General features: G+C 70.9%; 13 protein-coding genes. 6 read left to right on the top strand and 7 right to left on the bottom strand.

Going from position 1 to position 19,880, the window contains the following annotated elements:
- Positions 1-4: 4 nt before the first annotated feature.
- Complete coding sequence (ppk2, locus tag ACZ4Z5_RS01100; RefSeq protein ID WP_468254747.1) at positions 5-808, bottom strand: polyphosphate kinase 2; 804 nt, start codon at positions 806-808, stop codon at positions 5-7.
- Between ppk2 and ACZ4Z5_RS01095 the strand changes: the two genes are divergently transcribed.
- From ACZ4Z5_RS01095 to pflA, 5 genes are all read left to right on the top strand, one after another.
- Positions 807-1,214, top strand: a complete 408-nt coding sequence (locus tag ACZ4Z5_RS01095; protein WP_468254744.1) for a pyridoxamine 5'-phosphate oxidase family protein — start codon at positions 807-809, stop codon at positions 1,212-1,214. The genes ppk2 and ACZ4Z5_RS01095 overlap by 2 nt on opposite strands.
- A gap of 200 nt (positions 1,215-1,414) precedes the next feature.
- Positions 1,415-2,263, top strand: a complete 849-nt coding sequence (locus ACZ4Z5_RS01090) for a universal stress protein (RefSeq protein WP_468254741.1) — start codon at positions 1,415-1,417, stop codon at positions 2,261-2,263.
- A 109-nt stretch (positions 2,264-2,372) separates the two neighbouring features.
- Positions 2,373-4,757, top strand: coding sequence for a phosphoketolase family protein (locus tag ACZ4Z5_RS01085; RefSeq protein ID WP_468254738.1), 2,385 nt, complete (start codon positions 2,373-2,375; stop codon positions 4,755-4,757).
- Positions 4,758-4,972: 215 nt separating this feature from the next.
- A complete protein-coding gene (pflB, locus tag ACZ4Z5_RS01080; protein ID WP_468254736.1) occupies positions 4,973-7,234 on the top strand; it encodes a formate C-acetyltransferase in 2,262 nt (753 codons plus the stop codon).
- The gene (gene pflA, locus ACZ4Z5_RS01075) at positions 7,231-7,989 is read left to right on the top strand and encodes a pyruvate formate-lyase-activating protein (protein ID WP_468254733.1); all 759 of its coding nucleotides are present in this window, start codon (positions 7,231-7,233) and stop codon (positions 7,987-7,989) included. The genes pflB and pflA overlap by 4 nt, the downstream gene beginning before the upstream one ends.
- Positions 7,990-8,095: 106 nt before the next feature.
- On the opposite strand, the gene adhE is transcribed toward pflA, so the two are convergent.
- Positions 8,096-10,759 carry a bifunctional acetaldehyde-CoA/alcohol dehydrogenase gene (gene adhE, locus ACZ4Z5_RS01070; protein WP_468254730.1) on the bottom strand — a complete coding sequence of 888 codons (2,664 nt, stop codon included), beginning with the start codon at positions 10,757-10,759 and terminating at the stop codon, positions 8,096-8,098.
- 654 nt (positions 10,760-11,413) lie between these two features.
- On the opposite strand from adhE, the gene ACZ4Z5_RS01065 reads away from it, so the two are divergent.
- Positions 11,414-12,106 (top strand): response regulator, encoded by a 693-nt coding sequence (locus ACZ4Z5_RS01065; RefSeq protein ID WP_468254727.1) that lies wholly within the window; start codon positions 11,414-11,416, stop codon positions 12,104-12,106.
- Positions 12,107-12,243: 137 nt separating this feature from the next.
- Here the strand turns inward: ACZ4Z5_RS01065 and ACZ4Z5_RS01060 are convergent, their stop codons facing one another.
- From ACZ4Z5_RS01060 to ACZ4Z5_RS01040, 5 genes are read right to left on the bottom strand one after another with little or no spacing between them, the layout of a single operon-like run.
- Positions 12,244-12,879 carry a vitamin K epoxide reductase family protein gene (locus ACZ4Z5_RS01060; protein WP_468254724.1) on the bottom strand — a complete coding sequence of 212 codons (636 nt, stop codon included), beginning with the start codon at positions 12,877-12,879 and terminating at the stop codon, positions 12,244-12,246.
- Positions 12,876-13,652 (bottom strand): respiratory nitrate reductase subunit gamma, encoded by a 777-nt coding sequence (gene narI / locus ACZ4Z5_RS01055; RefSeq protein WP_468254721.1) that lies wholly within the window; start codon positions 13,650-13,652, stop codon positions 12,876-12,878. Before narI ends, ACZ4Z5_RS01060 begins: the two co-directional genes overlap by 4 nt.
- The gene (gene narJ / locus ACZ4Z5_RS01050; protein WP_468254718.1) at positions 13,649-14,461 is read right to left on the bottom strand and encodes a nitrate reductase molybdenum cofactor assembly chaperone; all 813 of its coding nucleotides are present in this window, start codon (positions 14,459-14,461) and stop codon (positions 13,649-13,651) included. Before narJ ends, narI begins: the two co-directional genes overlap by 4 nt.
- Positions 14,458-16,017, bottom strand: coding sequence for a nitrate reductase subunit beta (gene narH / locus ACZ4Z5_RS01045; RefSeq protein WP_468254715.1), 1,560 nt, complete (start codon positions 16,015-16,017; stop codon positions 14,458-14,460). The genes narJ and narH overlap by 4 nt, the downstream gene beginning before the upstream one ends.
- Position 16,018: 1 nt before the next feature.
- Positions 16,019-19,726, bottom strand: coding sequence for a nitrate reductase subunit alpha (locus tag ACZ4Z5_RS01040; RefSeq protein WP_468254713.1), 3,708 nt, complete (start codon positions 19,724-19,726; stop codon positions 16,019-16,021).
- Positions 19,727-19,880 lie beyond the last annotated feature (154 nt).

Below are 19,880 nucleotides of genomic sequence, written 5' to 3'. Positions count from 1 at the left end.
TGTGTCAAAGGCCCGCCGCGTGATCAGGGACGTACGTCTGCAGATCGCGCGGCGGGCGCTCGTAGCCGGTCGACGGCGGCCGTGCCGGCAGATCGAGCACCGATGGCGGCACCTCGTGGTACGGCACGGAGTCCAGCAGGTGGGCGATCATGTTCAGCCGGGCACGGCGCTTGTCATCGCTCTCCACGACGAACCACGGTGCCTCCACGATGTCGGTGTGCACCAGCATCTCGTCCTTGGCCCGCGAGTACGCCTCCCAGCGCGTGATCGACTCCAGGTCGACCGGGGACAGCTTCCAACGCCGCAGGGGATCCGCCAGCCGACGCCGGAAGCGCTCCTGCTGCTCGGCGTCGCTCACCGAGAACCAGTACTTGCGCAGCAGAATCCCGTCCTCCACCAGCATCCGCTCGAAGATCGGGCACTGCCGCAGGAAGAGCTGGTGCTCCTCCTTGGTGCAGAAGCCCATCACATGCTCGACCCCCGCCCGGTTGTACCAGGACCGGTCGAACAGCACGATCTCCCCGGCCGCCGGCAGATGCTCCACATACCGCTGGAAGTACCACTGGGTGCGCTCGCGCTCGGTGGGCTTCGGCAGCGCCGCGATCCGGGCGATGCGCGGGTTGAGGTACTCGGCGACCCGCTTGATGGTGCCGCCCTTGCCCGCCGCGTCCCGCCCCTCGAAGACAACGACCAGCCGGGCACCCTCGGCGCGCACCCACTCCTGCAGTTTCACCAGCTCCGTCTGCAGCCGCAGCAGCTCGCGCTCGTATGCCGCGACCGGCACCTTCGCCACCTTCTTGCCGGCCATGCCGTCCCTCCAACACCCGACGACCTGCGTCACTTGCTTCGACGTCACTACTGCTGCCCCGGTCCGGGGCCGGGACAGCACCGTACTGACCGGCAGGAGGGAGCGCACCCGGACGTGCACCGCCAGGCCACGGGCCGGCGCGGTCGTCGCCTTCGAGGCCGACGCCGTCGACGCGGCCCGGCACTCCGGCTGGAGCGTTGTCGTCACGGGCTCGGCCACGGTGGTGACCGACTCTGCCGAGCGCGAGGGCCTGGACCGCACCGGCCCGGTCTCCCGGGTGCCCGCGCCGCGGGAGGTCTTCGTCCGTGGCGAGCCCGAGCTGGTCACCGGGCGTGAGCTCGCGTGGACCTCACCGTCCGAACGTCGCTTCCCGTTCCTCCGCGCCGGCCCGCTCCCGGGGCCGTAGGGCCCGACGGGTCGGGCCCTACGGCGTGCGGACGGGTTCGGTCGGCCTCTGCCCGCAGCGTCCGCGGACCATGAGCATCTCTCATGGAGCCGCCGCGGTGTCGACGTCCGGCCGGGCGGCGAACCCGCCACCACCCTTGGCATCCGGGGGGTGGATGGCACCCGTGCACCGAACAGAACGGAACAGGAAGGAAGAGGACAATGACTGACGGTTACGTGGTCGTCGGAGTGGACGGTTCGCCGGCCGCCGTACGGGCACTGGACTGGGCCGCCGAGGACGCGGTGCGCCGCGGCACCACGTTGCGGATCGTGTACGCCGTGGCCGACCGTGACGAAGCGGGGCCGGTTCTGGCGTCGGCCGCCGCACGGGTCCGCGAGCGGCATCCCGGCCTGCCGGTGGAGAGCAGGGCCGTGGAGGGCGGCGCCGTGGGTGCGCTGGCCGAGGAGAGCGCGGGGGCGGCTCTCACTGTCGTGGGCACCCGGGGACTCGGCACTGTCACCGGTCTGCTGGCCGGCTCGGTGAGCTGGCGCCTGGCCGCGCGCGTGCACGGTCCGCTGGTGATCGCCCGCGGCGACCACCCCTGCGGCGGGAATCGCGAGGTGCTGCTCGGCCTGGAGAGCGACGCCGACGAGGCCGCGGCCGCCTATGCCTTCCAGGAGGCGGCGCGGCGCGGGGCCCGGCTGCGTGTCCTGCAATGCTCGACGCACCGGCACCTCACCCCCGAACCGTCCTCGCTGGCGGCCGCGACGAGCTCCGGCCAGGAGCGCCGGTCCCGCAACGACCGGGTGGAGGAAGCCGTTCCGCGGATCGGCATCGCCGGGCTGCGCGAGGAGTACCCCGAGGTGGAGGTCGACAGCCGCACGGTCCGCACCAGTCCGGCCCATGCCCTGCTGTCGGGGACGCGCGAGGCCGGCGTCGTGGTCATCGGGACCCGGCAGCGCGCGGGCCGGCTCGGTCCACCGCTGGGCGCGGTCGCGCAGGTCCTGTTGCAGCACGCCCACTGCGCTGTGGCGCTGGTGCCGGCGAACCGAGGACGAGCCCAGCGGTGAGACGGATGGCCCGGTCGGCCCTGTCGGGGATCCGGGCGGACAGGGAAGGGTGGGGAGGCACGGACCCGTATGCACCTCCGACCGAACCCGACCCGGAAGGGAATCCAGGATGTCCGTCGACACACAGCAGGCCTCCGCCTCACTCACCGACGACGAACTGAGGACGCTGGACGCCCACTGGCGCGCCGCGAACTACCTGTCCGTCGGCCAGATCTACCTCATGGCCAACCCCCTGCTGACCGAGCCGCTGCGCCCGGAGCACGTCAAGCCGCGGCTGCTCGGCCACTGGGGCACCTCACCGGGCCTGAACCTCGTGTACACCCACCTCAACCGTGTCATCAGGACTCGTGACCTGGACGCCCTGTGCATCTGGGGACCCGGGCACGGCGGTCCCGCGGTGGTCGCCGGCTCCTGGCTGGAAGGCTCGTACACCGAGACGTATCCCGACGTCACCCGGGACGCGGCCGGCATGGCCCGGCTGTTCAGGCAGTTCTCGTTCCCCGGCGGTGTCCCCAGCCATGTGGCGCCCGAGACACCCGGTTCGATCCACGAGGGCGGCGAACTCGGCTACTCCCTCTCGCACGCCTACGGCGCCGCCCTGGACAACCCCGGTCTGGTCGTGGCCTGTGTGATCGGCGACGGCGAGGCCGAGACGGGGCCGCTGGCGGCGTCCTGGCACTCCAACAAGTTTCTCGACCCCGTCCACGACGGGGCCGTCCTGCCGATCCTGCACCTCAACGGCTACAAGATCGCCAACCCGACGGTCCTGGCCAGGCTCCCCGAGCCCGAACTCGACGAACTGCTCCGGGGCTACGGCCACGACCCGATCCACGTCTCCGGCGACGACCCGGCCGTCGTCCACCGTGCGATGGCGCAGGCCATGGACACCGCACTGGACCGCATCGCCGCGTTCCAGCGCGCCGCCCGCGAGGACGGCGCCGGCGAGCGCCCCCGCTGGCCGCTGATCGTGCTGCGCACCCCGAAAGGCTGGACGGGACCCGCGGAGGTCGACGGGCTGCCGGTGGAGGGCACATGGCGCTCGCACCAGGTCCCGCTGTCCGCCGTCCGGGACAACCCCGACCACCTGCGGCAGCTGGAGGCGTGGCTGCGGTCGTACCGCCCGGAGGAACTGTTCGACGAGCACGGCAGCCCCCGGCCGGACGTCCTGGCCTGCGTCCCGGACGGCGCCCGCAGGCTCGGCGCCACCCCGCACGCCAACGGCGGACTGCGCTTGCGCGAACTGCCCCTGCCGCCGCTGGAGCGCTACGCCGTCGAGGTCGACAAACCCGGAGCGACCCTGCACGAACCCACCCGCGTCCTCGGCGACCTGCTGGAAGACGTCATGCGAGCCACCACCGACCGGCGCGACTTCCGTCTCGTCGGCCCCGACGAGACCGCCTCCAACCGCCTCCAGGCCGTCTACGGCGCCAGCGGCAAGGCGTGGCAGGCCCGGATCCTGGACGTGGACGAACACCTGGACCGGCACGGCCGGGTGATGGAGATCCTGTCCGAGCACACCTGCCAGGGCTGGCTGGAGGGCTACTTGCTGACCGGTCGGCACGGGCTGTTCTCCTGCTACGAGGCTTTCGTGCACATCGTCGACTCGATGGTCAACCAGCACATCAAGTGGCTGCGCGTCACCCGGCGGATGCCGTGGCGAGCCCCCATCGCCTCCTTGAACTACCTGTTGACGTCGCATGTGTGGCGGCAGGACCACAACGGCTTCTCCCACCAGGACCCCGGATTCGTCGACCACATCCTCAACAAGAGCCCGGAGGCTGTGCGGGTCTATCTGCCGCCGGACGCCAACACCCTGCTGTCGGTGGCCGACCACGTGCTGCGCAGCCGTGACTACGTCAACGTGATCGTCGCCGGCAAGCAGCCGTGCTTCGACTGGCTGACGATGGAGCAGGCGAAGGCCCACTGTGCGCGCGGCGCCGGCATCTGGGAATGGGCCGGCACGGAGAACGGCGGGCGGGAGCCGGACGTGGTGCTCGCGGCCGCAGGCGACGTCCCCACACAGGAGGTCCTGGCCGCCGCCCGGCTGCTGCGCACCCATCTGCCGGAGCTGGCGCTGCGGGTCGTCAACGTCGTCGACATCGCCCGCCTCATGCCGAGCGAGCAACATCCGCACGGGATGAGCGACTTCGAGTACGACGGCCTGTTCACTCAGGACCGCCCGGTGATCTTCGCGTACCACGGCTATCCGTGGCTGGTCCACCGCCTGGCCTACCGTCGCACCGGCCACAAGAACCTGCACGTACGCGGCTACAAGGAGATCGGGACCACGACCACGCCGTTCGACATGGTCGTCCGCAACGACCTCGACCGCTACCGGCTGGTCATGGACGTCATCGACCGTGTCCCCGGCCTCGCGGTGCGTGCCGCCGCCGTACGGCAGCGGATGGAGGATGCCCGCCTGCGCCACCACGAGTGGATCCGCATCCACGGCACCGACCTGCCCGAGGTCACGGACTGGTCCTGGGACGGCTGACCGATGCCAACGGGCCGCGGACAGAGGGCCGTTCGGCCTGCTGTCCGGGGCCCGGCCCGGGGTGGCGAGGCCCTGCCCGGCCGGGCCCGACGGCCCGGAGAGCGAGGGACGGACGGTGCCCCCTGGTACGCCGACAGGCCCTCCTCGCGGGCACCGCGAGTGACGAGGATCGAGGGTGCGGACAGTTCACCCGCAGAGTGAGGGAGAGACCGGCGATGACGGAAACGGTGACGGCTGGACCCCGGGCGACGACCGAGGCATGGCGGGGCTTCGCCGGTACGCGCTGGCGGGAGCACGTCGATGTGCGCGACTTCATCCAGGCCAACTACACACCGTACGAGGGCGATTCCGCGTTCCTGGCCGGGCCGGCCGAGCGCACGCTCGCCGTCTGGGGCAAGGTCGCCCGGCTGTTCCCCGAGGAACGGCGCTGCGGTGTCCTCGACGTCGACCCGGGCACCCCTTCCACCATCACCTCGCACCGGCCGGGCTACATCGACCGCGACCGCGAGCTGATCGTCGGCCTGCAGACCGACGCCCCGCTGCGGCGGGCGATCATGCCGGGCGGCGGGCTGCGGATGGTGGAGAACGGGCTGAAGGCGTACGGCTACAAGGCCGACCCCTTCGTCACGCGTGTGTTCAGCACCTACCGCAAGACCCACAACGACGGTGTCTTCGACGCGTACACCCCCGAGATGCGTGCCGCCCGCAAGGCCGGGATCATCACCGGCCTGCCGGACGCCTACGGCCGCGGCCGGATCATCGGCGACTACCGGCGTGTCGCGCTGTACGGCACCGACCGGCTGATCACGGCCAAGCGCGCCGCGCGGGCCCTGCTGGACGCGCGGCCCTCCAGCCCGGACGTCATCCGCGACCGCGAGGAACTGGCCGAGCAGATCAAGGCGCTGGGCGAGCTGGCCGAGATGGCGGCCTCGTACGGCTGCGACGTCACTCGGCCCGCCGGCACTGCGCACGAGGCGGTGCAGTGGCTCTACCTGGGCTTCCTGGCCGCGGTGAAGGAGCAGAACGGCGCCGCGATGTCGCTGGGCCGCACCTCGACGTTCCTGGACGTCTACCTTCAGCGTGACCTGGACGAGGGCCGTATCGACGAGACGCGCGCCCAGGAGCTGATCGACGACTTCGTGATCAAGCTGCGGATCGTACGGTTCCTGCGCACCCCCGAGTACGACGCCCTCTTCTCCGGCGACCCGACCTGGGTGACGGAGTCCATCGGCGGCATCGGCACCGACGGCCGCCCGCTGGTCACCCGCACCTCCTTCCGCTTCCTGCATACCCTGTACAACCTCGGCCCGGCCCCCGAGCCCAACCTGACCGTCCTGTGGTCGCCGCGGCTGCCCGAGGGCTTCAAGGAGTTCTGCGCGCAGGTCTCCGTCGACACCAGCGCCATCCAGTACGAGTCCGACGACCTGATGCGCCCGCGCACCGGCGACGACACCGCGATCGCCTGCTGCGTCTCCGCGATGGCGGTGGGCCGGCAGATGCAGTTCTTCGGCGCCCGCGTCAACCTGGCCAAGGCGCTGCTGTACGCGATCAACGGCGGCCGGGACGAGATGACCGGCGAGCAGATCGCGCCCGAGACGCCGCCGCTGACGGGTGAGTACCTGGACTACGACGAGCTGTCGGCGGCGTACGACCGTGTCCTGGACTGGCTTGCGGAGGCGTACGTCAACACGCTCAACGTCATCCACTACATGCACGACAAGTACGCCTACGAACGCATCGAGATGGCGCTGCACGACCACCCGGTGCACCGCTTCATGGCGTGCGGCATCGCCGGGCTGTCGGTCGCCGTGGACAGCCTCTCGGCCGTCAGGCACACGCGCGTGAAGGTGTTCCGGGACGCGACCGGGCTGGCCGTCGACTTCCGCACCGAGGGGGACTTCCCCGCGTACGGCAACAACGACGACCGCGCCGACGGCATCGCCGTCGACCTGGTGGGGTCGTTCATGGCCAAGGTCCGTCGTCACCCCACGTACCGCGATGCCGAGCACACCCAGTCCGTGCTGACGATCACCTCCAACGTCGTCTACGGCAAGCACACCGGCAACACCCCCGACGGCCGCCGCGCCGGCACCCCGTTCGCACCCGGTGCCAACCCGATGAACGGCCGCGACCGGCACGGGGTCGCCGCCTCGGCGCTCTCGGTGGCCAAGCTCCCGTACGAGCAGGCCCGGGACGGCATCTCGCTGACCACGACGATCACGCCCGAGGGGCTGGGGCATGACCCGGCCGAGCGTGCGGGCCATCTGGTCGGCATCCTCGACGCGTACATGGCCTCCGGTGGCTTCCACATGAACGTCAACGTCCTGGACCGGGCGACGCTGGAGGACGCCATGGAACACCCGGAGAAGTACCCGGAGCTGACCGTCCGGGTCTCCGGGTACGCCGTCAACTTCGTCCGGCTGACCCGCGAGCAGCAGCTCGACGTGATCAGCCGCACCTTCCACGGAGCACGGTGAACACCACGGCGCAGCGCGCCACCGGACAGGTCCCGGGCCGGATCCACTCCTGGGACCTGTCCACCGGCGTGGACGGTCCCGGGACCCGGTTCGTGCTGTTCCTCAGCGGCTGCCCGCTGCGCTGCCTGTACTGCGCCAACCCGGACACCTGGCACATGCGCGACGGCAAGGAGACCACCGTCGACGAGGTGATGGCCGAGATCGGCAAGTACCGGCCCTTCGTCACCACCGCAGGCGGGGGAGTGACGCTCACCGGCGGAGAAGCCCTGCTGCAGCCCGCGTTCACGGCCGAGATCTTCCGCCGCTGCAAGGAGCTCGGCCTGCACACGGCCCTCGACACCTCCGGCTTCCTCGGCGCCCGCGCGACCGACGAACTGCTCGCCGACACCGACCTGGTCCTGCTGGACATCAAGTCCTTCGACCTCCGGACCTACCGGAAACTCACGGGAGGCGAACTCGGCCCCACCCTCGACTTCGCCACCCGTCTCGACCGGCTCGGTGTCCCGGTGTGGGTCCGCTACGTCCTCGTGCCCGGCTGGACCGACGCCCCGGCGGCCGTCGACGGGCTCGGCACGTTCCTCGCCGGGCTGAGCAACGTCGATCGCGTCGACGTCCTGCCGTTCCACAAGCTCGGCGCCCACAAATACGACGCGCTGGGCATCCCCTTCCCCCTGCGCGACACACCCACCCCGGACCCGGACCTGACGGAGCGCGTCCGTGAGCAGTTCCGGGAGCACGGGCTGCGGGCGCTCTGACGGGGTGACCCGGCACGGCGTGATCGAGGCAGTCCAGAGCTCCCGACCGGTTCACCCTCCGGCCGGGAGCTCTGGGCTGCTGCGCTGGGAACTCCTGCGATCGGTCCTATGCGCCAGGCGCCTCGGCCGGTCCGAAGTAGGCCGCGCGCATGATGCCCTGCATGTCGTCGAGCATCGGCATCCGCGGGTTGGCCGGCGCGCACTGGTCCTCGTAGGCGTTCAGGGCCTGCTGGGGCAGGGCGTCCAGGAAAGAACGCCCGTCGACGCCGAGGGCCTGGAACGACGGCTCGATGCCCACCGCGTCCCGGAGCCGCTCCACCGCGCGGGCGAGGGACTCGACGCCCTCCTGTGGGGTGGCGGCGGGCAGGCCGAGGGTGCGGGCGATGTCCTGGAAGCGTTCCGGGGCGCGGTAGCTCTCGTACTTGGGCCAGCCCGTCAGCTTCTCCGGGACGGTGCCGTTGTAGCGGATGACGTGCGGCAGCAGGACCGCGTTGGTGCGGCCGTGCGCGATGTGGAAGGTGGCGCCGAGGGTGTGGGACATGGCGTGGACGATGCCGAGGAAGGCGTTGCCGAAGGCCATGCCCGCGATGGTGCCGGCGTTGTGCATCTTCTCCCGGCCTTCGGCGGAGCCCTCGCGGTTGTTCACGGCCGCTTCGATGTTGCCGAAGATCAGGCGGATCGCGTGCAGGGCGAGGCCGTCGGTGAAGTCGTTGGCATAGACGGAGACGTACGCCTCGATGGCGTGGGTGAGGGCGTCGAAGCCGCTGTCCGCGGCCAGCGTCGGAGGCAGCCCGGTGGTGAGCAGGGGGTCGACGATGGCCACGCTGGGGGTGAGGGCGTAGTCGGCCAGCGGGTACTTCTTGCCCGTCGCCGGGTCGGAGATGACCGCGAAGGGGGTGACCTCGGCGCCGGTGCCGGAGGTGGTGGGCACGCACACCAGGCGGGCCCGGGTGCCCGGCGTCGGGAAGCGGAAGGCGCGCTTGCGGATGTCGGAGAACTTCTGCCGCATGTCGGCGAAGTCGATGTCCGGGTGTTCGTAGAGCAGCCACATCACCTTGGCCGCGTCCATCGGCGAGCCGCCGCCCAGAGCGATGATCGTGTCCGGGCGGAAGTCCCGCATGAGGTCGGCGCCGCGGCGCACGGAGTCGATGCTCGGCTCGGGCCGGACGTTGTCGATGACCTGCACGGTGACCGGCTCGCGGCGGCGTTGCAGGACGCGGTTGACGCGGTCGACGAAGCCGAGGCGGGTCATGGTCGTGTCGGTGACGATGGTGACGCGGTGGACGTCCGGCATGGCCTGCAGATAGCGGATGGCCTGCGGCTCGAAGTAGATCTTCGGAGGGACCTTGAACCACTGGAGGTTGTTGCGGCGGGTGGAGACCCGCTTGACGTTCAGCAGCTGCGCGGCGGAGACGTTGTCGGACACCGAGGTGCTGCCCCAGGAGCCGCAGCCCAGCGTCAGCGACGGCAGCAGGCTGTTGTAGATGCCGCCGATGGCACCCTGCGAGCACGGGGAGTTGACGATGATCCGTACGGTCTTCATACGCCGGCCGTACGCCTCCGCCAGCGCGGGAACCTCGGTGTGGATGGCGGCGCTGTGGCCCTGGCCGTGGAAGGCGACCATGTCGGCGGCGAGGTCGAAGCCCTGCTGTTCGGAGGCGGCGCGCAGTACGGCGAGCACCGGGCACAGCTTCTCGCGGGTCAGCGGCTCGTCCGGGCCTACCCGGTCGGCTTCGACCAGGATGAGCGAGGTGCCGGGGGGCAGGGTGAAACCGGCCTGCTCGGCGATCCACGCGGGGCTCTGGCCGACGGCAGCGGAGTTCACCTTGGGCTCGCATCCGCCGCCCGTCGCCCCGCCGGCCGGGAAGAGGAACGCCTCCAGCTTCGCTTTCTCCTCGGCCGTGGCCAGATGGGCGTGCAGCGCACGGAACTCCGTCAGCGCCGCGTCGTAGATCTCGTCGTCCAGGATGACGGCCTGTTCGGAGGCGCAGATCATGCCGTTGTCGAACGACTTGGACAGCACCAGGTCGTTGACGGCTCGGCGCAGCTTGGCGCTCTTGTGGACGTAGGCGGGGACGTTGCCGGCTCCGACGCCCAGGGCGGGCTTTCCGGCCGAATAGGCGGCCTTGACCATGGCGTTGCCGCCGGTGGCGAGGATCACTGCGACCCCGGGGTGGCGCATGAGCGTGCCGGTGGCCTCGACCGACGGAGTCTCGATCCACTGGACGCAGTGCTCCGGTGCCCCTGCGGCGGCGGCGGCGTCTCGCACGATCCGGGCCGCCTGCGCGCTGCAGCGCTGCGCGGAGGGATGGAAGGCGAAGACGACCGGGCTGCGGGTCTTCAGTGCCATCAGCGCCTTGAAGATGGTGGTGGAGGTGGGGTTGGTGACCGGGGTGATGGCGGCCACCACGCCGACCGGCTCGGCGATCTCCACCATGTCCTCGATGTCGTCACGGGCGATGACCCCGACGGTCTTCATCGGGCCCATGCCGTGTGTGACGTGCTCGCACGCGAACATGTTCTTGGCCGCCTTGTCCTCGAAGACGCCGCGGCCGGTCTCCTCCACCGCGAGCCGGGCCAGCGCGGTGTGCTGGTCCAGGGCGGCGACCGATGCCTTCTTGACGATGTGGTCCACCTGCTCCTGGGTCAGCGCCTCGTAGTCGGCCAGTGCCTTGAGCCCGTTCGTGACCAGCCGGTCGACGTCGACGGCGATGTCCGACGGCGCCTCGGCGGGGGCAGCGGTCACGGTTCGGTCGTCGTGGCGGGTCATGGGTGTGCCTCCGTCGTCGAGATGTGAAGCCGCACAGTCGGCGGTCCGCAGGAGAGCGGCGCCGCGGGGGATCGGCGCCGCTTCCCCCAGCAGCTTCCCTCCGGCACCGCTGTGCTGCGCAGGTCCGCCAGGTCCCCGGCCGACGTCTGACCGGCCCCGGATACCGGGGCCGGATGGCCTCGCGGGTTCCGTGGTCTCAGGCACCCGTCGGTGCCGGCGGTACCAGGGTCGACGGCGGCGCGGCGCGTCGGCGGGTGCCGGACGTCCTCGTGGATGGGTGGGGCCGATCGGCCCCGAGTCGCGCCGCACCCGTCCCCTCGATCCGGGCGGAATCCGCTGCCGCGGGATGGATCACGCTGATCTGCCACCCTGCACGGCACGGCAGTGCGCTGCCGTGGGGCGGGAGTGCGCAGCGTGACAGGCATCCGGAGACCACGCTCGCGCCACGGTTTGTGCGAGCCGACGGAGGCAGCGGCCGGCTCCGGGGAGGCGCTCCGATCGGGTACCCGTGGGCAGACGAGATGCTGGGGCCGGTGGGGCCGATCGGCCCTGGTCCTTTGGCCCGGGATCGCGCAGGATCGGGTATGGACCGGTCGCGCCCAGGGGGCGTCCGGTGCAGGATTCAGTTGGCGTACAAGCGAGCTAGGAGCATCGATGGCGGACGGCGAGCGGCCCGGCCCCGACAACCCGATCCGGGTCTTCCTGCTGGACGACCACGAGGTGGTACGGCGCGGGGTGCACGACCTTCTGAACGACGAACCGGACATCACCGTCGTCGGCGAGGCCGCCACTGTCGAGCAGGCGCTGGTGCGCGTGCCCGCGCTGCGCCCGCAGGTGGCGGTGCTCGACGTGCGGCTGCCCGACGGCGACGGCGTGACCGTGTGCCGGGAGCTGCGCTCGCGGCTGCCGGAGCTGGCCTGCCTGATGCTGACCTCGTTCGACGACGAGGAGGCCCTGCTGGACTCGATCATGGCCGGAGCGTCCGGGTACGTGCTGAAGCAGATCCAGGGCTCGGACCTGGTGTCGGCCGTGCGCACGGTGGCCGCCGGCCAGTCCCTGCTCGACCCCAGCGCCACCGCCAGGCTGATGGCCCGGCTGCGCCAGGGCCAGGAGCCGGAGCCCGAGCCCGACGCCCTGCCGGGACTGACCGACCGGGAGCGGGAGATCCTGGCCCTGATCGGCGAGGGGCTGACCAACCGCCAGATCGGCCAGCGGCTCTACCTCGCCGAGAAGACGGTCAAGAACCACATCTCCCGTCTGCTCGCCAAACTCGGCGTCGAGCGCCGCATCCAGGCCGCCGTCATCGCCACCCAGGCCCAGGACCGGCTCAGGCAAGAAGGCCGCTGACGCCGCCAGTGGGCCCGTCACGGTGCGGTGCCCCTACTCGTCGTGAAACAGGTCCGTGCTGAGGCAGCGCTCCCCGGTGTCGGGCCCCTGCTCGTGTCCGGGTGGCCGTGAGCGGCTCGTGCGGGGTGTGCCGGTGGTTACAGCAGGCTCTTCCAGTACGGCCAGAAGCGGGTGAGGACGAGCAGCACGATCACCCCGTACCAGGCGCCGAGGAGCATCCAGTGGGTGTCGCGGACGACATTCAGCGCACCCCGGGGCGCCGGGACGATCCCCCGTTCCAGGCAGTGCAGGGTGACGTACCAGAACAGGGCGATGGTGACGGCCCAGACGACGACGCAGTAGGGGCAGAGTCTGTTGAGCTCGTACAGCGACTGCCCGATCAGCCAGTGCACGAACACCACCCCCACCAGCGCGCCGGCGTCCAGCGCGAGCCACATCCGCCGGTGCAGGCGCGCCCCGGACAGCACGGCGACGCCCAGGGCGGTCACCGCGGCGAAGGCGCCCAGTCCGAGCAGCATGTTGGGGAAGCCGAACAGGCTGCCCTGCGGGCTGGACATGACACTGCCGCAGCTGACGACGGGGCTGATGTTGCAGGGCGGCCGGTAGGCGGGATCGTGGAGCATCCGCCAGTCGTCCACGGTGAGCTGGAAGGAGGCGAGCCAGCCGATGATCCCGGTGAGGACCATCACCCACCCCGTTCGGCGGCTCCCGCCCACCGTGTACGGGCGCAGGGTGGGCGGGGCGTCCGGTGCGAGCGCCGGCCCGTGACTCATGCGGCTCGCCGGGAGCCCGAGGCCGGCCGGGTCCGGCCCGCGGTCGTCGGGGCCGCGGCGGTTGTGGCTCGCCGCCGGTAGACCAGGTACGGCCGGGCCAGGTATCCGATCGGGGCGCTCCACACGTGCACCAGCCTGGTGAACGGCCAGGCCGCGAAGAGCAGGAAGGCGCTCAGGACGTGCAGCTGGAACAGCAGCGGTGCCCCGGCGATGGCCTCGGGCCGGGGCTGGAGAACGAACAGGCCGCGGAACCATACGGAGACGGTGGAGCGGTAGTCGTAGCCGGCGCCGAGGACGTTGTGGGCGGCCGTGGCGGTGATGCCCAGCACGACGGTGGCGGACAGCAGGGGGAAGAGAAGCTTGTCGCTGCGGTCGGTACCCAGCCGGATCGTCCGCGTGAGCAGCCGGCGGGCGCACAGCATGCCGAGTCCGGTGATCATGGCGACGCCCGCGACGGAACCACCCCAGACGGCTGTGGTGTGGTACGCGTGCTCGGAGATGCCCGCGGCCTCGGTCCACGAGTCGGGAATGGCGAGCCCCATGACATGTCCGGCGATCACCATGAAGGCGCCGAGGTGGAACAGCGGGCTGCCCCAGCGCAGCCAGCGGTGTTCGAGGAGCTGGGTGGTGCGCGAGGTCCAGCCGAACTGGTCCTGCCGGTAGCGCCAGACGTGTCCGACGGCGAACACGGCGAGGCAGATGTAGGGGAGGGCGACCCACAGGAGCAGGTCGGCGCCGCTCGCTGCGGCGAGAGGGGAGGGTGCGGCGCTCATGGGGAGCCTTCCGGGTTCACGGGGGTGGACAGGGGCGGCATAAGGGTGGGCGGTGCCTGCTCGGGCGGTACGAAGGTGCCGGGCGGCGCGAACTCGCCTGACCCGTAGGAGTCGAGGCCGACGTCCTCATTGGGCGGGCCTTGGGCGGCCAGCTCGGCCACCGCCTGCAGATCCGCCTCGGTGGGCGGCGGCAGGAGGGTGAGCAGGGCGGCCAGGACGTGCCGGTAGGGGGAGTCGGAGTCGGTCAGGGCGCGGTGGATGAGCTCCAGCCCGCGCCGGTGCTGACGTAGCGGCGCCTCGCCCGCCCGTGGGCCGCCGAGCGCGGCGAACTCCAGCACGACCGGCAGGTGGTCGGGCAGTTCGCCGCCGTCGGTGTCCCAGCCCGCGGCCCGGTACCGCTGGCTGAGGGTGAGCAGGGCCATGCCCCGGCGGCGGGTGTCACCGTGCAGGTAGTAGGTGAGGTAGAGGCTGCTCTTGCGGCGCAGGTCGAACATCTCGACGTAGTGCCTCTCCAGCGCCTCGGGCTCCTGTCCGGCGAACCAGGAGGTGAAGGCGGCCAGCTGCTCGGCGGCGGGCGAGGCCGGCAGCGCCTCGACGGTCGCGGTGAGCACCGGCCGGGCGGCGGCGAGTTCGGTGTCCGGGTACTGCAGCAGCAGCGACAGCAGCCGCAGCACGAGCGCCCGGTCCTGGGTCTCCTCCGGTGTGAGCAGGGTCGGACGTCCCGGGCGGGCCGCGCGGCCGGGGCGGCGTACGGCGGCCCGGACGCGGGTGCGGATGATGGCGGGAACGGTCGTAGGCAGCGGGCTCACGGGTGGCCTCCGGCGGGGGCTTCGGACGTACGGCGGCGCAGGGTGGGGATGCCGAGCATGACCTTGCGGGGTTCGCCGGTGTCGGAGGACTCGACCGGGCAGTGGTTCTCCATCGCGGTCAGCGCGGCCGCGTCCTCCTTGTGGGCGGCGGGGACGACGTACCGGTCCTGGTACTTGGCGACGGCGAGGAGCCGGTGCAGGTCCTCCGCCTCCCCTGCGGTGAGCCCGACGGCCTTGAGCGTCGCCTCGTCCCCGGTCTCGCCGAGGGTGCGTTCGCGCATGTACGAGCGCAGCGCGGTCAGCTTCATCAGCACTCCCGCGACGACGTCCGTGTCCCCGGCGGTGAACAGCTCCGCGAGGTACTCCAGGGGGATGCGCAGCCGTGTGACGGCGGCGAACACGTGGTCGGGGTCGTCCTGGTCTCCGCCCGCCGCGTCGACGGCGTCGAGGACGGGGGAGAGCGGCGGGACGTACCAGACCATCGGCATCGTCCGGTACTCCGGGTGCAGCGGCAGCGCCACCTTGTAGCGCATGACCAGGTCGTACACGGGGGAGCGGCGCGCGGCGTCCAGCCAGTCCTCGGGGATTCCGGACTCCCGTGCCGCCGCGCGGACCTCGGGGTCGTGCGGGTCGAGGAACACACCGCGCTGGGCGTCCAGCAGGTCGTGCTCGTCGGGGGAGGCGGCGGCCTCGCCGACGCGGTCGGCGTCGTACAGCAGCAGACCGAGGTAGCGCAGCCGCCCGACACAGGTCTCCGAGCAGACCGTCGGCTGGCCGGCCTCGATGCGCGGGAAGCAGAAGGTGCACTTCTCGGCCTTGCCGGTGGCGTGGTTGACGTACACCTTCTTGTACGGGCACGCCGTGACGCACATGCGCCAGCCGCGGCACTTGTCCTGGTCGACGAGGACGATGCCGTCCTCGGCCCGCTTGTACATCGCGCCCGACGGACAGGCCGACACGCAGGCCGGGTTGAGGCAGTGCTCGCACAGACGGGGCAGGTGGAAGAGGAAGGTCTGCTCGAACTCGAACTTGACCTTCTCCGCCCATTCCCCGCTCAGGTTGGGGTCGCCGCCGGCGTGCTCGGGTGCGCCGCCGAGGCCGTCCTCCCAGTTCGCGCCCCAGGTGATGGCGGTGGGCTTGCCGGTGAGGACGGAGCGCGGGCGGGCGACCGGGATGTCCTTCCCGGCGGGTGCGTTGACGAGGTTGTCGTAGTCGTAGGTGACCGGCTCGTAGTAGTCCTCGATGGACGGCAGGTCGGGGTTGGAGAAGAGGGACAGCAGGCGCTTGACGCGGCCGCCCGAGCGCAGGACCAGGCGGCCCCGCTTGTCGAGCATCCAGCCGCCCTTCCACTGCTCCTGGTCCTCGTAGCGGCGCGGATAGCCGACACCCGGCTTGGTCTCGACGTTGTTGAACCAGGCGTACTCGACGCCGGGCCGGTTGGTCCACGTCTGCTTGCAGGTGACCGAGCAGGTGTGGCAGCCGATGCACTTGTCGAGGTTCATCACCATCGCGATCTGGGCCATCACGCGTCCGATGGTGGCTTCGCCACGGGGCATGTCAGTACTCCACATCCTGCGAGCGACGGCGGATGACGGTGACCTCGTCGCGCTGGTTGCCGGTCGGGCCGTAGTAGTTGAAGGCGTACGTGAACTGTGCGTAACCGCCCGCGAGATGGGTGGGCTTGAGCAGCAGCCTGGTGAGCGAGTTGTGGATGCCGCCGCGCTTGCCGCTGACCTCGGTCCTCGGCACGTTCACGTTGCGGTCCTGGGCGTGGTACATGTGCACGGTGCCCTCGGGCATGCGGTGGGTGACCACGGCCCGTGCGGCGACGACGCCGTTGCGGTTGTACGCCTCGATCCACTCGTTGTCCCTGACGCCGATCCTCTCGGCGTCGGCGGTGGACATCCAGATCGTGGGTCCGCCCCGGGACAGATCGAGCATGTACTTGTTGTCCTGGTAGTTCGAGTGGATGGACCACTTGGAGTGCGGGGTCAGATAGCGGACCGTGACCTCCGCCCGGCCGTCCTCGCGCAGGTGCTCGTCGCCGTAGTGCCGGGGCGTGTTCAACGGGGGCCGGTAGACGGGCAGCTGCTCGCCGAGTTCGGTGATCCAGTCGTGCTGGACGAAGAAGTGCTGGCGGCCGGTGAGGGTGTGCCAGGGCTTCTTGTGCTCGGTGTTGATGACGAACGGCGAGTAGCGGCGCCCGCCCGTCTCCGAGCCCGACCACTCGTAGGAGGTCATCACGGAGCGTGGCTGGGTGCGGGTGTCGGCGAAGGTGATCCGCTCCGCCTCGCGCTCGGAGGCGAGTTCCACCAGGCCCTCGCTGCCGGTCTGCCGCTCCAGTGCGCGGAAGCCCTCCGTGGCCAGACGGCCGTTGGTGGTGCCGGACAGCGCGAGGATCGCCTCGCACATGTTGCTCGCGGTGGCGAGCGAGGGCCGTCCTGCGGCGACTCCGTCCCTGACGGTGCCGTTGCGGCGTCGAAGGTCCTCGATCTCCTGGTTCGGGTGGACGGTGACCCCCTTGGTGGTGGTGCCCAAGGTGTCCAGGAGCGGGCCGACGGCGCGGATCTTCTGCCCGATCGCGGCGTAGTCCCGTTCGATGACGACCAGTTTCGGCATGGTCCGGCCCGGAACCGGTTCGCACTCGCCGGCCTTCCAGTCCCGTACGACCCCGCCGGGCTGGGCGAGTTCGTCGGGGGTGTCGTGCAGCAGCGGCACGGCGAGGACGTCGGTACGGGTGCCGAGGTGCTCGGCGGCCAGCTCGCTGAACCGGTCGGCGATCGTGAGGAACATGTCGTAGTCGGTGCGGGCCTGCCAGGGCGGGGCGATGGCCGGGGTGAAGGCGTGCACGAAGGGGTGCATGTCCGTGCTGGACAGATCGTCCTTCTCGTACCAGGTCGCGGCCGGGAGGACGACGTCGGCGAGCAGGCCGGTGGAGGTCATCCGGAAGTCCATCGTGACCAGCAGGTCGAGCTTGCCTTCGGGTGCCTCCTCCCGCCACACCACATCCTTCGGCCGGTGCTCGGGCGGGGTCTCCTCGGAGCGGACCGCCGCGTCCGTACCCAGCAGGTGGCGCAGGAAGTACTCGTTGCCCTTTCCGGACGAGCCGAGAAGGTTCGCCCGCCACACCGTCAGCACACGGGGGAAGTTGGCCGGGTCGTCGGGGTCCTCGGCGGCGAACCGCAGCCGCCCGGACTTCAGCTCGTCCACGATGTGCCCGGCGACCTCCTTGCCCTGGGCCCGGGCTTCGTCCGTCAGGTCGAGCGGGTTGCGGTTGAAGCCGGGGTGACCGGGCGTCCAGCCCAGTCGCACGGCCTGCGCCAGGCAGTCGGCGAACCCCTTGCCCTCGAACCGTCCGTCACCGAGCGGGGAAGCCAGCTCCTCGGGGCCGAAGGCCTCGTAGCGCCACTGGTCGGAGTTCAGGTACCAGTAGGAGGTGCCTGCCATGTGCCGGGTGGGCCGCTGCCAGTCGAAGGCGAACGACAGGTGCTGCTGTCCGGTGACCGGGCGGACCTTCTCCTGGCCGACGTAGTGCGCCCAGCCGCCGCCGTTGACACCCTGGCAGCCGGTCATGGTGGTCAGTGCAAGGAACGCGCGGTAGATGGTGTCCGAGTGGAACCAGTGGTTGGTGCCCGCACCCAGCGCGATCATCGACCGGCCCTGCGTGCGCTCCGCGTTGCGGGCGAACTCCCGCGCGATCCGCGCCGCCTGCTCCGCCGGAACCGAGGTGATCGTCTCCTGCCAGGCCGGGGTGTAGGGCTCGGATGCGTCCTCGTACGACGACGGCCATGTGCCCGGCAGGCCGGGACGCCGTACCCCGTACTGGGCGAGCATCAGGTCGAAGACGGTGGTCACGAGCCGTCCGCCGATCCGGCGGACGGGAACGCCCCGGACCATGACCGAACCGCCCTCGGTGCCACCCTCGTCGAACCGGGGCAGCGCGATCTCGACGCTCTCCTCGGCCCGCTCCAGCAGGCTCAACTCCGGTACGACATCGCCCAGATCGAGGTTCCAGCGGCCTCGCCCGGCATCCCCCCACCGGAAGCCGAGCGAGCCGCCCGGGACCACCGGATCGCCGGTGGCCCGGTCCAGGAGGACCGTCTTGAACGCCGCGTTCTCCTCGGTCCCTTCGTCACAGCCGAGATCGGCGGCGGTCAGAAACCCGTCGGGGACGAGTCCCTGGTCGTGTTCGCGCAAGGCCACCAGGAACGGCGCGTCGGTGAACTTGCGCATGTAGTCCTGGAAGTACGGCACTTCGCGGTCGACGAGGAACTCGCGCAGGATCACGTGACCCATGGCCATGGCCAGCGCCCCGTCGGTGCCCGGGTGCGGGGCCAGCCATTCGTCGGCGTGCTTGACGTTGTCGGCGTAGTCGGGGCTGACCGCGACGACCTTGGTGCCGTTGTAACGGGTCTCGGTCAGGAAGTGCGCATCCGGCGTGCGGGTGACGGGGATGTTCGAACCCCACATGATCAGATACCCGGCGTTCCACCAGTCCGCTGCCTCCGGCACGTCCGTCTGGTCACCGAAGACCTGCGGCGAGGCGATCGGCAGGTCGGCGTACCAGTCGTAGAACGACAGCAGCGTGCCGCCGATCAGCGACATGAAGCGGGCGCCGGCGGCGAAGGAGGCCATCGACATCGCAGGGATCGGCGAGAAGCCGGCGACGCGGTCGGGGCCGTACGTCTTGACGGTGTGCACGTGGGCGGCGGCGATCAGCTCGCTCACCTCGTCCCAGTCGGCGCGCACCAGACCACCCTTGCCGCGGGCCCGCTTGTACGCGCGCGCCTTGGCCGGGTCGCCGGTGATCTCGGCCCAGGCGGCCACCGGGTCACCGAGCCGCTTGCGCGCCTCGCGCCACAGCTTCAGGAGCGCACCCCGCACGTACGGGTAACGGACGCGGCTGGGCGAGTACGTGTACCAGGAGAACGACGCCCCGCGCGGGCAGCCGCGCGGTTCGTACTCGGGGCAGTCGGCGCCGATCGACGGATAGTCGGTGGCCTGGTGCTCCCAGGTGATGATGCCGTCCTTGACGTACACCATCCACGAACACGAGCCCGTGCAGTTCACTCCGTGCGTGGAGCGCACCACCTTGTCGTGGGCCCACCGGTCCCGGTAGAAGCCCTCCCACTGCGGATCGCCGGTGCCGAACACGGCGCGGCCGTCGGCAGACACCTCGCTGCGCGTGAGCAGCCTGCGGGCCGCCAGCGGCCAGCCTTCAGCGGCGCGCGACTCCCGCTGCCGTGCGTTCTGATCGTTCTCCATGGCCAGGACGCTAAGCGGCGCACCGTGTCCTCCACCCGGGGGCTGCCGGTCCCTGTCCGATGGCCTACCGGCCCGATATGGCTGGTCGCAATAGGGACCAATGGTCCCGGTGCTGGGTCCGGTCGGCCGGGGAGGCCGCCATGCCGGGCATGGC

This window comes from Streptomyces sp. NPDC030222, from assembly GCF_055573115.1.
The sequence above is the reverse complement of the archived record's forward strand: the minus strand, read 5'-3'. Positions and strand labels throughout refer to the sequence as shown.

Coding starts and splice junctions, on each gene's coding strand:
- ACZ4Z5_RS01095 (WP_468254744.1), top strand. CDS start 807: ATGCCGTCCCTCCAACACCCGACGACCTGCGTCACTTGCTTCGACGTC.
- narH (WP_468254715.1), bottom strand. CDS start 16,017: ATGCCCCGTGGCGAAGCCACCATCGGACGCGTGATGGCCCAGATCGCG.
- adhE (WP_468254730.1), bottom strand. CDS start 10,759: ATGACCCGCCACGACGACCGAACCGTGACCGCTGCCCCCGCCGAGGCG.
- ACZ4Z5_RS01065 (WP_468254727.1), top strand. CDS start 11,414: ATGGCGGACGGCGAGCGGCCCGGCCCCGACAACCCGATCCGGGTCTTC.
- narI (WP_468254721.1), bottom strand. CDS start 13,652: ATGAGCGCCGCACCCTCCCCTCTCGCCGCAGCGAGCGGCGCCGACCTG.
- ACZ4Z5_RS01040 (WP_468254713.1), bottom strand. CDS start 19,726: ATGGAGAACGATCAGAACGCACGGCAGCGGGAGTCGCGCGCCGCTGAA.
- pflB (WP_468254736.1), top strand. CDS start 4,973: ATGACGGAAACGGTGACGGCTGGACCCCGGGCGACGACCGAGGCATGG.
- ACZ4Z5_RS01090 (WP_468254741.1), top strand. CDS start 1,415: ATGACTGACGGTTACGTGGTCGTCGGAGTGGACGGTTCGCCGGCCGCC.
- ACZ4Z5_RS01060 (WP_468254724.1), bottom strand. CDS start 12,879: ATGAGTCACGGGCCGGCGCTCGCACCGGACGCCCCGCCCACCCTGCGC.
- ACZ4Z5_RS01085 (WP_468254738.1), top strand. CDS start 2,373: ATGTCCGTCGACACACAGCAGGCCTCCGCCTCACTCACCGACGACGAA.
- ppk2 (WP_468254747.1), bottom strand. CDS start 808: ATGGCCGGCAAGAAGGTGGCGAAGGTGCCGGTCGCGGCATACGAGCGC.